Source organism: Pseudomonas sp. AM4(2022) (assembly GCF_036346515.1).
GTDB lineage: Bacteria > Pseudomonadota > Gammaproteobacteria > Pseudomonadales > Pseudomonadaceae > Aquipseudomonas > Aquipseudomonas paracarnis.
Genome location: NZ_JAOTNW010000001.1, coordinates 198,988 through 214,053, shown reverse-complemented (window position 1 = coordinate 214,053; position 15,066 = coordinate 198,988). Strand labels below are relative to the sequence as shown.

General features: G+C 61.5%; 15 protein-coding genes. 6 read left to right on the top strand and 9 right to left on the bottom strand.

The genetic code is table 11. The features are described 5' to 3' along the window. Positions 1-149: 149 nt before the first annotated feature. Entirely contained in the window at positions 150-1,091 is a 942-nt protein-coding gene (locus ODQ19_RS00935) for a FecR domain-containing protein (RefSeq protein ID WP_330209115.1), read from the bottom strand. Next, positions 1,088-1,576 carry a sigma-70 family RNA polymerase sigma factor gene (locus tag ODQ19_RS00930; protein ID WP_330209114.1) on the bottom strand — a complete coding sequence of 163 codons (489 nt, stop codon included), beginning with the start codon at positions 1,574-1,576 and terminating at the stop codon, positions 1,088-1,090. The genes ODQ19_RS00935 and ODQ19_RS00930 overlap by 4 nt, the downstream gene beginning before the upstream one ends. A gap of 171 nt (positions 1,577-1,747) precedes the next feature. Between ODQ19_RS00930 and ODQ19_RS00925 the strand changes: the two genes are divergently transcribed. The 5 genes from ODQ19_RS00925 to ODQ19_RS00905 are packed head-to-tail and all read left to right on the top strand — an operon-like array spanning position 1,748 to position 5,507. Further along, positions 1,748-2,050 (top strand): DUF3649 domain-containing protein, encoded by a 303-nt coding sequence (locus tag ODQ19_RS00925; RefSeq protein ID WP_014717062.1) that lies wholly within the window; start codon positions 1,748-1,750, stop codon positions 2,048-2,050. Beyond that, the gene (locus ODQ19_RS00920; RefSeq protein WP_330209113.1) at positions 2,047-3,621 is read left to right on the top strand and encodes a PepSY-associated TM helix domain-containing protein; all 1,575 of its coding nucleotides are present in this window, start codon (positions 2,047-2,049) and stop codon (positions 3,619-3,621) included. The genes ODQ19_RS00925 and ODQ19_RS00920 overlap by 4 nt, the downstream gene beginning before the upstream one ends. Further along, positions 3,621-3,947 carry a DUF3325 domain-containing protein gene (locus tag ODQ19_RS00915; protein WP_330209112.1) on the top strand — a complete coding sequence of 109 codons (327 nt, stop codon included), beginning with the start codon at positions 3,621-3,623 and terminating at the stop codon, positions 3,945-3,947. The genes ODQ19_RS00920 and ODQ19_RS00915 overlap by 1 nt, the downstream gene beginning before the upstream one ends. A gap of 7 nt (positions 3,948-3,954) precedes the next feature. Beyond that, the gene (locus ODQ19_RS00910) at positions 3,955-4,533 is read left to right on the top strand and encodes an RNA polymerase sigma factor (protein ID WP_330209111.1); all 579 of its coding nucleotides are present in this window, start codon (positions 3,955-3,957) and stop codon (positions 4,531-4,533) included. Next, positions 4,530-5,507, top strand: a complete 978-nt coding sequence (locus ODQ19_RS00905; protein ID WP_330209110.1) for a FecR family protein — start codon at positions 4,530-4,532, stop codon at positions 5,505-5,507. The genes ODQ19_RS00910 and ODQ19_RS00905 overlap by 4 nt, the downstream gene beginning before the upstream one ends. Before the next feature lie 389 nt (positions 5,508-5,896). On the opposite strand, the gene ODQ19_RS00900 is transcribed toward ODQ19_RS00905, so the two are convergent. After that, positions 5,897-6,247: a glutaredoxin family protein gene (locus ODQ19_RS00900; protein ID WP_330209109.1), complete on the bottom strand. Its 351-nt coding sequence runs from the start codon at positions 6,245-6,247 to the stop codon at positions 5,897-5,899. Continuing rightward, on the bottom strand, positions 6,247-7,251 hold the full coding sequence (yejK, locus tag ODQ19_RS00895) for a nucleoid-associated protein YejK (RefSeq protein WP_014717069.1): 1,005 nt from the start codon (positions 7,249-7,251) through the stop codon (positions 6,247-6,249). The genes ODQ19_RS00900 and yejK overlap by 1 nt, the downstream gene beginning before the upstream one ends. Before the next feature lie 397 nt (positions 7,252-7,648). Here yejK and ODQ19_RS00890 point away from each other — a divergent pair, with 397 nt between their 5' ends. After that, the gene (locus ODQ19_RS00890; RefSeq protein WP_003188840.1) at positions 7,649-7,930 is read left to right on the top strand and encodes an HU family DNA-binding protein; all 282 of its coding nucleotides are present in this window, start codon (positions 7,649-7,651) and stop codon (positions 7,928-7,930) included. 202 nt (positions 7,931-8,132) lie between these two features. Here the strand turns inward: ODQ19_RS00890 and rlmF are convergent, their stop codons facing one another. From rlmF to ODQ19_RS00865, 5 genes are all read right to left on the bottom strand, one after another. Continuing rightward, positions 8,133-9,149: a 23S rRNA (adenine(1618)-N(6))-methyltransferase RlmF gene (rlmF, locus tag ODQ19_RS00885; RefSeq protein ID WP_116667260.1), complete on the bottom strand. Its 1,017-nt coding sequence runs from the start codon at positions 9,147-9,149 to the stop codon at positions 8,133-8,135. A 237-nt stretch (positions 9,150-9,386) separates the two neighbouring features. Beyond that, the gene (locus tag ODQ19_RS00880) at positions 9,387-12,233 is read right to left on the bottom strand and encodes a valine--tRNA ligase (protein WP_330209108.1); all 2,847 of its coding nucleotides are present in this window, start codon (positions 12,231-12,233) and stop codon (positions 9,387-9,389) included. 148 nt (positions 12,234-12,381) lie between these two features. Then, the gene (locus tag ODQ19_RS00875; RefSeq protein WP_330209238.1) at positions 12,382-12,756 is read right to left on the bottom strand and encodes a DNA polymerase III subunit chi; all 375 of its coding nucleotides are present in this window, start codon (positions 12,754-12,756) and stop codon (positions 12,382-12,384) included. 7 nt (positions 12,757-12,763) lie between these two features. Beyond that, positions 12,764-13,192: a DNA polymerase III subunit chi gene (locus ODQ19_RS00870; RefSeq protein WP_330209107.1), complete on the bottom strand. Its 429-nt coding sequence runs from the start codon at positions 13,190-13,192 to the stop codon at positions 12,764-12,766. A gap of 179 nt (positions 13,193-13,371) precedes the next feature. Further along, complete coding sequence (locus ODQ19_RS00865; protein WP_330209106.1) at positions 13,372-14,862, bottom strand: leucyl aminopeptidase; 1,491 nt, start codon at positions 14,860-14,862, stop codon at positions 13,372-13,374. Positions 14,863-15,066 lie beyond the last annotated feature (204 nt).

The window sequence follows — 15,066 nt, the reverse complement described above, 5'->3', positions numbered from 1 at the left end:
ACAGCTGCAAAAAATATTTCGAGTTCACTGCCCACTGTAGGAGCGAGCTTGCTCGCGAAAGTCGTCAACGATAATGCGGGTTGTCTGGTTTAACGCGGTGGGTTGAGGTTTTTCGCGAGCAAGCTCGCTTCTACAAAAAGCGCGTTGCATTACGCCCGTGCCTGCACGGTCACCCAATAGCGCGTAAAGCGCCGCACTTTCACCGGCAGGCTGATTTCCAGCAGGTCGAGGATGCGTTCGCTGTCGTCCAGCGGGTAGCTGCCGGACAGCAGCAGGTTGGCGACTTGTGGATCGCAATGGAGCTGGCCGCGACGGTAGCGTCCCAGTTCATTGAGGAAGTCTTCGAGGCGCATGTGTGCGGCCACCAGCATGCCGTCGGCCCAGGCGCCGCTGTTGGCGTCGGTGGGGCGTGGGGTGTCCCAGCCTTTGCGGGTGAAATTGACCTGGTGCGCGGCATCGACGCTCAGCGCCAAGCCGTTGTAGCGGCTGGGCATTACCTCTACCTGGCCGGCCAGCACCGCCAGTTGGGTGTGGTCGTTGAACTGGCGCACAGTCAAGCGCGCCGCTTGGCTGCTGAGCAGGCCCTGGCCGGTCAGCACGTGCAACGGCGCCTGGCCTGCACGGGCAGTGAGCAGGATTTCGCCTTCAAGCAGGCGCACCAGGCGCTGCTGGCCGTCGAAATGCACATCCACAGCGCTGCCGGTGTTGAGCTGCAACTGGCTGCCGTCGGCCAATTGCACTGTGCGGCGCTGGCCCACCGGGCTGCGATAGTCAGCCGTCAGCGGCGGCAGGATATGTTGCTGGCGCAGGCTCCAGGCGGCAGCCGAACCGGCACCCAGAATCAACAGCAATTTAAGCGCCTGACGCCGGCTGCTGGAGGTGGGCGCATTCAACGCCGCGTGGGCCAGGGGCGAGGGCACGCCGCGCAGGCGTTGGTTGACGCGCTGGATCTGCTCCCAGGCGCGTTGGTGTTCGCTGTGGGCATTCAACCATTGCTGCCAGGCCGCCTGCTGGCGCGGGTTGAGCGCGCCTTGCTGCATTTCCAGCAACCAGTGCACGGCTTGTTCGGCGACTTGGCTGGAGACGTTCATAGGGCGAAGTAGCAGCGCATGGCCGCTTTGGTCAGGTGGCGTTTGACGGTGGCGATGGAGATGCCCAGTTGCGAGCCGATTTGCGCGTAGGTCAGGCCATCGAGTTGGGCCAGCAGGAAGGCGCGTTTGACCTGCTTGGGCAAGCCGTCGAGCAGTTGGTCCAGTTCCAGCAGGGTCTGCAGGATGATTGCGCGGTCTTCTTCTGACGGCACCACGTGTTCGGGCATCTGCGCCAAGGTCTCGAGGTAGGCGCGTTCCAGGTCCTGGCGACGGTAGAAATTGAACAGCACGCGCTTGGCCACGGTGGTGAGGAAGGCGCGCGGCTCGATCAGTGTTGGCGCTTCCCGGGCACTGAGCACGCGGATAAAGGTGTCCTGAGCCAGGTCGGCGGCGTTTTCCGGGCAGCCGAGCTTGCGTCGCAACCAGCCGGTGAGCCAGTGGTGATGGTCGTTGTACAACACTTCGACGGGATTGGACGGCTGCAACGCGATCACTCCGCAAGCATTCGATATGCTTTAGAGAACAAGAATTGTTCGCATTGTAGGGCGCATGACAAGGTTCGGCAATCGGCCAAGGAAGGTGATTCATCCGTTCTCTTTTGCTTATGAGAATATTTATCATTAATATTGCGCGCTGATGAACCAGGCGCCTGCCGCATGAAAAGCAAAACCTCATTGCCCGTTTCCTACCGCCTCGCCGTCACCTCGCGCGTGCTGGCGGCGGTGATTGGCGGTTACCTGATGGCCTCCCTGGCCGCCATTTGCCTGGCGCTCTGGCTGCCCACCTCCCGTGCCGATGCGGTGGTCACCGGCATGATGAGTTCCTTTGTGTTTTACCTGCTGGCGGTGCTCTGGTGTTTTGCCTGCCGCACGGCATGGCGCGCCTGGGCAGGGGTGATGGTGCCGAGCGCACTGTTGGCCACCCTGGCCGGCATTGGTTTCTGGATGGCTCGCACATGAAAGAGGGCTTTCGCCAGGCCATGGCCTGGCTGCACACCTGGGCAGGCTTGATCTTCGGCTGGCTGCTGTTCGCGATTTTCCTGACCGGCACCCTGGCCTATTTCAAAGATGAAATAACCCACTGGATGCAGCCCGAAGTGCAGGCCCACCCCCTGGACGATGGGCGCAGCCTCGCCGTCGCGCAAAGCTATCTGCAACAGCAGGCGCCTACCGCCGCACGCTGGTTCATTACCTTGCCGACCCGCCGCGACCCCGGTTTGTCGGTGATGTGGCAAGACAAGGTCGAGCCCGGCAAGCGCGGTACCTTCATCCAGAAAGTCCTCGACCCGGTCACCGGCCAACCGGTGCAGGCCCGCGAAAGCAAGGGCGGCGAGTTCTTCTATCGTTTCCACTTCCAACTGCAAATGCCTTACCCGTGGGGCCGCTGGCTGTCGACCATCGCCGCTATGGTGATGTTCGTCGCGCTGATCACCGGCATCATCACCCACAAGAAAATCTTCAAGGACTTCTTCACCTTCCGCCCACGCAAAGGCCAGCGCTCCTGGCTGGACGGGCACAACGCGGTGGGTGTGCTGGTGCTGCCATTTCACCTGATGATCACCTACAGCAGCCTGGTGATTTTCATGAGCATGGTCATGCCTGCGCCCATCGTGGCGTCCTATGGCGACGACAGCCGGGCGTTTTTCAATGAGCTGTTTCCCAACACCAACAATGCGCCGGCCCTTGGCCAGCCAGGGCAGTTGCTGCCGTTATTGCCGCTGTACCAGCAGGCGCGGGAGCAGTGGGCGGGTGGTCATGTAGGGCGGGTGGCGGTCAACAACCCCGGCGATGCCAACGCCTCGGTCAATGTGTTCCGCGCCGGCTCCGACAGCGTAGTGCATGCCTCGGGCAGTACGTTGTCGTTCAGCGGCACCACTGGCGAGCTGTTGCGAGACAGTGCCGAGCCGTCATTGGCGACGGCCATCGGTGGCAGTTTCTATGGTTTGCACATGGGCCATTTCGCCGGCCCGGTGCTGCGCTGGCTGTACTTTATCTGCGGCCTGGCGGGCACGGCGATGATCGGCACAGGCCTGGTGATCTGGCTGGGCAAACGCCAGCTCAAACACGCCAAGGCCTCGGTGATGCCCTTTGAGCTGCGTCTGGTGGAGGTGCTGAATATTGCCAGCATGTCCGGATTGATGATCGCCATCGCGGCGTTTTTCTGGGCCAACCGCCTGTTGCCAGTGAGCTTCTCCGCGCGTTCCGACTGGGAAGTGCAGGCGTTCTTTATCGCCTGGGGCCTGAGCCTGTTGCACGCCTTGCTGCGGCGCGGTCGCCAGGGTTGGGTCGAGCAACTGAGCCTCGGCGCGCTGTTGTTTGCCGCCATTCCACTGCTTAACGCCATCACCACCTCGCACCACTTGGGCGTCTCCGTGCCGAGCGGCGACTGGGCGCTGGCCGGCTTCGACCTGACGTGCCTGACCAGTGGCATGTTTCTCGCCTGGGCAGCCTGGAAGATGCACCACCGCAGCGCGCCGCTACCCAAGGCTGAGCGTGCCCGCGGGTTAACACTCAAGCAGCAGGCCAACTGATGCTTCTGGCGCTATTGATGTGCTACGCCGGGTTCATGGCACTGTGTTTGTCCACCGACCGTCACCACGGCGAATTGCTGCACAGCAAACCCACGCCCATGCGGCGCTTGGGGTTGCGGGTGGGGGGCTGGTTGCTGCTGGCCGTGTCGATCTGGCCGGCGGTGTTGGGCGCCGGTTGGAGCCAGGGCCTGGTGGAGTGGTGCGCGGTGTTGATGCTCAGCGCGTTGCTACTGGTGTTGCTGTTGCCTTATCGGCCAAGGCTGGCCTTGATCCTCTCGGGGCTCGCCCTGTTGGCCAGCCCTGTTGCGGCGTTCGCCCTCTCTTGAGCCGGCCATGAGGAGCCATCTACCGCAATCTCCTCAGGACACTCCGCACGCGGATGCAGCGGGTGGACGCGCGCATTTCCTGCAGGTGTTTTTGTCCCAGCGTTCGCAAATGGAGGCGTTGGTCAGCCGCCGCGTCGGGTGCCGCGCCACGGCAGCCGACCTGGTGCAGGATTTGTTCCTGCGCTTCTGGCGTCGCCCGCTGGTGCAGGTCGAAGAGCTGAGCACCTACCTGCTTCGCTGCGCCGGCAACATCGCCATCGACCACCTGCGCAGCGAAGGCGCGCGAGCACGCAGCAACGAAGGCTGGCTGCCGGAACAATCCGACCACCAAGGCTGCGAACCCCAGGCAGCGCTGGAGGCGGGCAATGATCTGCGCCATGTGGAAGCCGCCTTGCGCAGCTTGCCCGAACGCACCCGCCAGATTTTCCTGCTTAACCGCATCCACGGCCGCAAGTACGCCGAAATCGCCAAGGCCATGGGCCTGTCCCAAAGCGCGGTGGAAAAACATATGATGCGCGCCCTCGAAGCCTGCAAGGCCAGCCTTCGCGAACCATCGCCTCCACGCATGCCAGGGAAAGCCCCGTGAACGTCACGCCCACGCCCGCCCAGGAACAGGCCGCGCTCGATTGGTTGTGCCTGCTGCATAACCAGCCCAGCAGCGGCGACCAGGCCACGTTCAGTCGTTGGTTACGCGCGGATCCCGCACACGTCGAGGCATACTCCCATGCCCAGGTGCTCTGGGAATTAAGCGAAGTACCGGCGCGCCAACTGGCCGACGAGGACGCGCTCGCCTTGCAGGGCTACCTCAATACGATCAACGCCTCCAAACGCTCCCGGGTAGCGCGTTGGTCTGGTGCCTTGGCCGTCGCCGCCTGCCTGCTGCTGATGGTGTCGATAGGCGCCGGTTGGCAGCCGTCACGCTGGGTCGATGAGTTAGGTGCTGATTACGTGACGGCGCCGGGGGAGGTGAAGACCTTCACCCTGGCCGATCAATCCAAGGTCACCCTCGACGCCGACAGCGCCATCGCCGTGGATTTCAGCCAGCGCGAACGGCACATCCAACTGCGTCGTGGTGCAGGTTTTTTCAGCGTGACCCACACCGGCCAACCCTTCGTGGTGGAGGCGAGCGGCGGTGAGACTCGAGTACTGGGTACGCAGTTCGAAGTGCGCCTGCAACCTGACGGCGCCGAGGTCACTGTGTTGTCCGGCCGTGTGGGCGTGACGCCCTCCAAATACGGCCAGCAGCAGGTGCTGACAGCGGGTCAGCAAGTGGCCTACGCCGATGGTATTGCCGACCCTTTGCATGGGGTCGACAGCGCCTCACGCCTGGCCTGGCGCGAAGGTTGGCTCAACTACTACAAGGCACCCCTGGCCGATGTGGTCGAGGACCTGAGGCGTTATTACCCCGGTCGAATTCTTTTGCTTAACGAAGACATGGCCGCCAAACGCGTCAGCGGCAGCTTTCCGAGCCAGGACCCCATAGCGGTCTTGAACGCCTTGCAAGCGGTGTTGGGTTTTGAACAGCACAGCCTGTTGGGCCGCATGATTGTGTTGCGCTAGGCCTGCGTTGCGGTTTTCGCTGCTGAATCGGTTAGGCAAGGAATACCTCAGCTCGGCACGCACCGCGATGGGTGGGGCAAGAGCGTTTTGCTTACTTTGGCCTGGGCCGGCATCCCGGCTTTTGCAAAGTGAGCCGCCGTTGGGGCGGAACCCTAAGTGGCCGTTACCGCAGGAATGGATATGTACTCGGTATAGCTGTGTCGGCTGGAAGGCCGTCATCGCAGGCAAGCCAGCTCCCACATTTGGATCCTGGGGTGTCAGGTAGAGATGCGTCGGCTGTCAGGCCGTCACGGGAGCAAGCTCCCTCGCCACAGGTCCAGCGTCGCCCCAAAGTTGTGTAGATACCTATGGCCATCGCAGGCAAGCCAGCTCCCACATTTGATTGCGTGTTACTTCAATGCGGCCATGATTGCTTCGGGGTTGTAGTCGCGAATCAAGGTCCCGTTCACATCCACAAATGGAATCCCGCCACCGCCCAGCGCTTCATACGCCTTGCGCGCCTGGGCATCCTGCTCGATATCGACGGCCTGGTACGGGATACCCTTCTGGTCCAGAAAACGCCGGATCTGCTTGCAGTACCCACACCACCCGGTGGCATAGAGCACCACCCGCGCAGAGGCGCGTACGTGCTCGGGCGCCACCTGGGACGGGTTGAACAGCCGCTCTACCTTGCCCCAGTTCTGGATCGCAACCACCACCAGCAACACCAGCAGGACTTTCTTGAGCACCCCGCCCAGCATCAGTTACGGCGCTTGAGCTGGTCGGTCAGTTGGGTCGGCAGGCCCTTGATGATCAAGGTGCCGGCGGCTTCGTCGTACTCGATCTTGTCGCCCAGCAGGTGCGCTTCAAAGCTGATGGACAGGCCCTCGGCGCGCCCGGTGAAGCGGCGGAACTGGTTGAGGGTGCGTTTATCGGCCGGAATTTCCGGCGACAGGCCGTAATCCTTGTTGCGGATGTGGTCGTAGAAGGCTTTTGGCCGGTCTTCATCGATCAGCCCGGAGAGCTCCTCCAGGCCCATGGGCTCGCCGAGCTTGGCCTGGCTGCTGGCGTAGTCCACCAGGGTCTTGGTTTTCTCGCGGGCGGACTCGTCGGGCAGGTCTTCGCTTTCGACGAAGTCACTGAACGCCTTGAGCAGGGTGCGGGTTTCGCCCGGGCCATCCACGCCTTCCTGGCAGCCGATAAAGTCGCGGAAATACTCCGAGACCTTCTTGCCGTTCTTGCCTTTGATGAAGGAGATGTACTGCTTGGACTGCTTGTTGTTCTGCCACTCGGAGACGTTGATACGCGCTGCCAGGTGCAACTGGCCCAGGTCCAGGTGGCGCGAGGGCGTCACGTCCAGCTCGTCGGTCACCGCCACGCCTTCGCTGTGGTGCAGCAGCGCGATGGCCAGGTAGTCGGTCATGCCTTGCTGGTAATGGGCAAATAGCACATGGCCGCCGGTGGAGAGGTTGGATTCCTCCATCAGCTTTTGCAGGTGCTCTACCGCCGTGCGGCTGAAGCTGGTGAAGTCCTGGCCACCGTCAAAGTATTCCTTCAACCAGCCGCTGAACGGGTGCGCGCCGGACTCGGCATGGAAGAAACCCCAGGCCTTGCCTTGTTTGGCGTTGTAGCTCTCGTTGAGGTCGGCAAGCATGTTCTCGATGGCGGCGGACTCGGCCAGTTCCGTGTCGCGGGCGTGAAGAACTGCGGGTGTGCCGTCGGGTTTTTTGTCGATCAGGTGGACGATGCAATGACGGATCGGCATAGGCTTCTCGGCTGGTTGAAGGGGGAGCGGTTGGCCTCCCCGAAAAGTCGCCCAGTGTACCGCACCCATTGGTCAAGACGTGCCCCGAACGGCATTTTGCCCGCCCTCCGACTGGTCATATGCCTTTTTTTCACGGTTTAGAGCGATAAAGCTGACCAAATGGGTATGTTGAGGCGGATATTTCCCCGTCTCTGTGCTAGTTTTGCCCCGTCTTACGCCAAGTCTCGGCGTTAAGCGTGCATTCAGCATTTGTCAGGTCGAACCAATCCCCGTTTCAAGCATCTATAACCCCGATCTCCGTGGTTATGGCCGGGGATGCCAGGCCATGACGGTCGGGCTCGACGGCTGACACTGCACTCTGCAATCCATATGAATTTGATAGGGAAGGAACACCACAATGGCTATTACTAAAGACCAACTGATCGCTGACCTGGCTGAAGCAGTAGACGCACCGAAAACTACCGTGCGTGCTCTGCTGGACCAACTGAGCCAAGTTGTTGCTGATCAGCTGGAAAATGGCGGCGAAATCACTCTGCCAGGCGTTGGCAAACTGAAAGTGACCGAGCGTCCTGCCCGTACTGGCCGTAACCCTTCGACTGGCGCTGCCATCGAAATCGCTGCCAAGAAAGTTATCAAGCTGGTTGTGGCTAAAGGCCTGACCGACGCTGTTAACAAGTAAGACGCAGCAAAAAAACCGTGCTTCGGAGTGATCCGGGCACGGTTTTTTATTGCCTGCGATTTTATTGTGTGGCGAGTTTATTGTGGCGAGGGAGCTTGCTCCCGCTGGGCTGCGCAGCAGCCCCCAAAAAGCCAACGCCAGCTTCGCTGTCGAACGGGAGCAAGCTCCCTCGCCACAGCAAGCTCGCTCCTACAGGTTGGTGTCAGCGAACCCAGCGCTCGCGCCAGATCTGCTGCTCGTTCTTGGTCTGGAAGGTCCAGGCCACAAAGCGGCTCTGCTTCTGCCCCTGGGACATCTCCACCACCTGGCTTTCCAGCACGCCAGCTTTTTTCAATGCCGTTTCGATCGCCGGCAAGTTGGAGGCTTTGGACACCAGCGTGCTGAACCACAGCACTTTATGCGCAAAATGCGCGCTCTCGGCGATCAACTGCGTCACAAACCGCGCCTCGCCGCCTTCACACCACAGTTCGGCCGATTGGCCGCCGAAGTTGAGGACCGGCAACTTGCGCTTCGGGTCGGCCTTGCCCAAGGCGCGCCATTTACGCTCGCTGCCTTTGGTGGCTTCGTCCATGGATGCATGGAACGGCGGGTTGCACATAGTAAGGTCAAAGCGCTCACCCGGTTCCAGCAGGCCCAACAGGATCTGCTTGGGGTTGGGTTGCTGGCGCAGTTGGATGACCTTGCTCAGGTCGTTGGACTGCACGATAGCCTTGGCGGCGGACACGGCGATCGGGTCGACCTCCGAGCCCAGGAAGTTCCAGCGGTACTCCATATAGCCAATCAGCGGGTACACGCAGTTGGCGCCCATACCAATGTCCAGCACCTTGACGATCGAGCCCCGCGGGATCTTGCCGTCGTTGACGCTGGCCAGCAGGTCGGCGAGGAAATGCACATAGTCAGCACGTCCCGGTACCGGCGGGCACAGGTAATCGGCCGGGATATCCCAATGCTGGATGCCATAGAACGACTTGAGCAACGCCCGGTTGAACACCCGCACCGCATCCGGGCTGGCAAAATCTATGCTCTCTTTGCCGTAGGGATTGATGATCACGAATTTGGCCAGTTCAGGCGTGGTCTTGATCAGCGCCGGGAAGTCGTAACGGCCCGTGTGGCGGTTGCGCGGGTGCAGGGTGGCCTCTTTGCGCGGCGCGACGGGTTTGGCCGTGGCGGCGGTTTTAGGCTTCTTGCGCGGAGGTTTGGGCGTAGTGGGGGCGGTCATGATGATTCTGGTGTTGGCTCAATGTGGTGGGCATTGTCACACATTCTCAAGACAACTCGGTCAAATGTGGGAGCTGGCTTGCCTGCGATGCAGGCGACTGGGTGTATCAGGCAGACCGAGGTGATGCTATCGCAGGCAAGCCAGCTCCCACAGGGGTAGGGTTTTGATTGGGAAACAGTGTCGTTTGCCTGGACAAAAAAAGAGACCCGAAGGTCTCTTTTTTACACGGCGCAAGCCTTACAGGCTGGAAATCCGCGCATGTTGCTCCGCCAGCTTGCCCAAGGCCTGTTCAGCCTCGGCCAACTTGGCGCGTTCTTTCTCGATCACTTCAGCTGGCGCCTTGTCAACGAACGCCGCGTTGGACAGCTTGCCGCCCACGCGTTGCACTTCACCTTGCAGACGCGCAATTTCCTTGTCGAGACGGGCAAGTTCCGCGCCCTTGTCGATCAGCCCGGCCATCGGCACCAGCACTTCCATATCGCCCACCAACGCGGTGGCAGATAACGGTGCTTCGGCATCCGCAGCCAATACGGTGATCGACTCCAGCTTGGCCAGCTTCTTGAGCAGCGCATCGTTCTCGCTGAGGCGACGCTGGTCTTCGGCACTGGCGTTCTTGACGAACACGGCCAGCGGCTTGCCCGGCCCGATGTTCATCTCGGCGCGGATGTTGCGTGTGCCGAGCATCAGGGTCTTGAGCCATTCGATATCGCTTTCGGCGGCCTCATCGATGCGTGCTTCGTTGGCCACTGGCCAAGGTTGCAGCATGATGGTCTTGCCTTCGATACCGGCCAGCGGCGCCAGGCGCTGCCAGATTTCTTCGGTGATGAACGGCATGAACGGGTGCGCCAGGCGCAACGCCACTTCCAGCACGCGCACCAGGGTACGACGGGTTCCGCGCTGGCGTTCGACCGGGGCGTTTTCGTCCCACAGCACCGGCTTGGACAGTTCCAGGTACCAGTCGCAATACTGGTTCCAGATGAACTCGTACAGGGCCTGTGCGGCCAGGTCGAAACGGAACTGGTCGAGCTGGCGGGTCACTTCGGCTTCGGTGCGCTGAAGCTGCGAAATGATCCAGCGGTCGGCCAGGCTCAGCTCATAGGCTTCGCCGTTCTGGCCGCAGTCTTCGCCTTTGTCCAGCACGTAGCGCGCGGCGTTCCAGATCTTGTTGCAGAAGTTGCGATAGCCTTCGACGCGGCCCATGTCGAACTTGATGTCGCGACCGGTGGAGGCCAGCGAGCAGAACGTGAAGCGCAGGGCGTCGGTGCCGTAGCTGGCGATACCGTCGGCGAACTCGTCGCGGGTCTGCTTCTCGATCTTCTTGGCCAACTTTGGCTGCATCAGGCCCGAAGTGCGTTTTTGCACCAGGGTTTCCAGGTCGATGCCGTCGATGATGTCCAGCGGGTCCAGGACGTTGCCCTTGGACTTGGACATCTTCTGGCCCTGGCCATCGCGCACCAGGCCGTGTACGTACACGGTCTTGAACGGTACCTGCGGGGTGCCGTCTTCGTTCTTCACCAAGTGCATGGTGAGCATGATCATCCGGGCAACCCAGAAGAAAATGATGTCGAAGCCGGTGACCAGCACGTCGGTGGAGTGGAATTTCTTCAGGAACTCGGTCTGCTGCGGCCAGCCCAGGGTAGAGAAGGTCCACAGGCCTGAACTGAACCAAGTGTCCAGTACGTCGTTGTCCTGTTGCAGCGCGATGTCGGCGCCGAGGTTGTGCTTGGTGCGCACTTCGGCTTCGTCGCGGCCTACATAGACCTTGCCCGATTCGTCGTACCAGGCCGGAATACGGTGGCCCCACCACAGCTGACGGCTGATGCACCAGTCCTGGATGTCACGCATCCACGAGAAGTACATGTTTTCGTACTGTTTAGGCACGAACTGGATGCGGCCGTCTTCCACGGCGGCAATCGCAGGCTCTGCCAGCGGCTTGGTGGACACGTACCACTGGTCGGTCAGCCACGGCTCGATCACGGTGCCGGAGCGGTCGCCCTTGGGCACTTTCAGGCCGTGGTCGTCGACGCTGACCAGCAAGCCGGCCGCGTCGAAGGCCGCAACGATCTGCTTGCGCGCTTCAAAACGGTCGAGGCCTGCGTATTCGGCCGGGATTTTGCCGTCGATGCTGTCGTTGAGCGTGCCGTCCAGGTTGAACACCTGGCAGGCTGGCAATACGGCGGCATTTTTGTCGAAGATGTTCAGCAGCGGCAGGTTGTGGCGCTTGCCGACTTCATAGTCGTTGAAATCGTGGGCCGGGGTGATTTTCACGCAGCCGGTGCCGAATTCAGGGTCGCAATAGTCGTCCGCGATGATCGGGATACGGCGGCCAACCAATGGCAGTTCGACGAACTTGCCGATCAGCGCCTGGTAGCGTTCGTCGTTCGGGTTAACCGCGACGGCGGCGTCGCCGAGCATGGTTTCCGGACGAGTGGTGGCGACGATCAGATAGTCGTTGCCTTCAGCGGTCTTGGCGCCGTCGGCCAGCGGGTACTTGAGGTTCCACAGGAAGCCTTTCTCGTCATGGTTTTCCACTTCGAGGTCGGAAATGGCCGTGTGCAACTTGGTGTCCCAGTTGACCAGGCGCTTGCCGCGGTAGATCAGGCCGTCTTCGTGCAGGCGCACGAAGGCTTCCTTCACGGCTTCCGACAGGCCGTCGTCCATGGTGAAGCGCTCGCGGCTCCAGTCTACGGACGAACCCAGGCGACGGATCTGGCGGCTGATATTGCCGCCGGACTGGTCTTTCCATTCCCAGACTTTCTCCAGGAATTTCTCGCGACCCAGGTCGTGACGGTTCTGGCCGGTGGCTTCCAGTTGGCGTTCCACCAGCATCTGGGTGGCGATACCGGCGTGGTCGGTGCCCGGTTGCCACAGGGTGTCGCGACCCTGCATGCGGCGGAAGCGGATCAACGCGTCCATGATCGCATTGTTGAAGCCATGGCCCATGTGCAGGCTGCCAGTGACGTTCGGTGGTGGAATCATGATGGTGTACGAGTCGCCCGCACCTTGTGGGGCGAAATAGTTCTCGGACTCCCAGGTGTTGTACCAGGAAGTTTCGATAGCGTGGGGCTGGTAGGTCTTATCCATGCGCGGCGGGACCCTAGTTGGCATTTATTCAGGAAAGCCGGCAAGTATAACGGGGGATAGGGGCGAGGGCGAGGTGAAGACGGTTTAAGACCGATGCAGAATTAATGTGGGAGCTGGCTTGCCTGCTCCCACAGGGGTGGGGGCACCTTCAGTTCTGGTATTGGCTGAGCAACCGCTCCATCCGCGCATCCATCCGACGCTTGATCTCAGCCTCGATATGCGGCGCAAAGTCATCGATCACATCCTGCATGATCAATTGCGCGGCGGCGCGCAGTTCGTTGTCCAGGTGCAGCAGCAGCGCGTCTGGGGCTTTTTCGGCGGCTGGGGCGGGTTCTGCAACCTCAGGCGCAGGTGCGGCAGGCTTGCCGCCGACCATGTCGAACAACAGCGGAATCTGTACCTCACCCTCGACCGTCTCGGTCAGCAGCGGCGGTTGCAGGTTGTCATCACCCAGCAACTGACGGATCGACTCAAGGTCATCCAGCAGGTGGTCGTCTTTTTTCAGCGGGTTGGGAGTGTCCATCATGTACTCAAAGTCGTTGTAGCCGGTGATCCTGCAGAGGATAGCCCTGTTCACGGTAGAAACGGAAACTCTCCCGCGCAGCCTGACGAATAGCCGGGTCTTCCACCACCACTTCCGCCACACGGGCGAACGCTTTGGCAAAGGCCGGTACTTTCAGGTCGAGGTTGACCAGCAAATCATGGTGAGCGCCGCAACTGTCCCCCAAACCCAGCACAACCAGGCTTTCGGGTTCGGATTCGGCGGGGCCGTGGGGCACGAAGCTTTCGCCCTTGAAGCGCCACAGACGGGCATCAAGTTCGTCACGTTGGGCGGCATCGCTGCAATGCAGGTAGATACGATGGCCCATGCGCCAGGCTTTTTCGGTGAGTTTGCAGGCAAAGTCCAGGCGCGCGAGTGGATCGGCGCTGGGCAATATATAGAAGTCGACTTGGGGCATTGGAAATCCTGGGGCTGGCCTGGTTGCCCCCCTGTAGGAGCGAGCTTGCTGTGGCGAGCAAGCTTGCTTGCGCTGGGGTGCGGAGCGCCCCTAAAAAGCCGGGGACTGCTACGCAGTCAACGGGAGCAAGCTCCCTCGCCACAGCAAGCTCGCTCCTACAAGGGGGGCGCAGAGGCCGCTTAAGCCTTGGCGCGATCCAGCAGGTATTGAGTCAGCAGGGGTACCGGACGGCCAGTGGCGCCCTTGTCCTTGCCGCCGCTGGTCCAGGCCGTGCCGGCGATGTCCAGGTGAGCCCAGTTGAAGTTCTTGGCAAAGCGCGACAGGAAGCAGGCCGCGGTGATGGTGCCGGCTTTCGGGCCACCGATGTTGGCGATGTCGGCGAACGGGCTGTCGAGCTGTTCCTGATACTCATCGAACAGCGGCAGTTGCCAGGCGCGGTCGTCGGCGGCCTTGCCGGCGCTGAGCAGTTGCTCGATCAGTTCGTCATTATTGCCCAGCAGGCCTGAGGTGTGGGAGCCCAGGGCGACAATGCAGGCACCGGTCAGGGTGGCGATGTCGATCACGGCCTGGGGCTTGAAGCGCTCGGCGTAGGTCAGGGCATCGCACAGCACCAGACGGCCTTCGGCGTCGGTGTTGAGGATCTCCACAGTCTGGCCGCTCATGGTGGTGACGATATCGCCTGGGCGAGCCGCGCCGCCGCTCGGCATGTTCTCGGCGCAGGCCAGGATGCACACCAGGTTGATCGGCAGCTTGAGTTCCAGCACGGCACGCAGGGTGCCGAACACGCTGGCGGCGCCGCCCATGTCGTACTTCATCTCGTCCATGCCGGCGCCCGGCTTGAGGCTGATGCCGCCGGTGTCGAAGGTGATGCCTTTACCTACCAGGGCGTAAGGCTTCTCGGACTTCTTGCCGCCGTTGTATTGCATCACGATCAGGCGTGGCGGCTGGTCGCTGCCCTGGCCCACGGCATAGAACGAGCCCATGCCCAGGTCCTTGATCTTCTTCTCGTCCAGTACTTCAACCTTCAAGCCTTTGAATTCTTTGCCCAATGCCTTGGCCTGTTCGCCCAGGAATGTCGGGTGGCAGATGTTCGGCGGCAGGTTGCCCAGGTCGCGAGTGAACGACATGCCGTTGGCGATGGCCTGGGCGTGGGTGACGGCGCGCTGGACTTCAGCCTGGGCGGCCTTGATGGTCAGCAGGGTGATTTTCTTCAGGGCCCGGGGTTCGGCTTTCTGGCTCTTGAACTGGTCGAAAACATAGCCGCCGTCCACCAGCGACTCGGCCAGCAGGCGGGTCTTGCCGTAGCTGTCGCGGCCCTTGACCACGATTTCATCGAGTGCCAGCACCGCATCGCTGCCGCCCAGGCCCTTGAGGGTGGTGAGGATGCCGCTGACGATCTTGCGAAACGGACGGTCGCCCAGTTCGGCATCCTTGCCCACGCCCACCAGCAAAACGCGCTCGGCTTTAAGGTTGGGCAGGCTCTGCAGCAGCAGGCTCTGGCCGACCTTGCCGGCCAGGTCGCCGCGCTTGAGCACGGCGCTGATAGCGCCGCCGCTCAGTTCGTCCAGTTGCTTGGCGGCGACGCCGAGTGTGCGGCCTTCGCCGACAGCGACCACGAGGGTGGCGGTTTTCAACGTTTCGGGGCTAACGCTTTTTACAACCAATTCCATTTTCGGGTCCCTTATCAAGGTCTGTGAGCCGGGAGCTTGTACTCCGGCTTTAAAGCTCGGCAGCGTTGTAAACCGCCAGCGACAAAGGCCGCAGTTTGAACCTCGCCAGCGGAGCCTGACAACCCTTGGCGCACGCTTTGTGCGTGCGCATGAGTAAGCTCCGTGACAGGCGCGGTCAATCACAGGATAATGCGCCATCTTTTT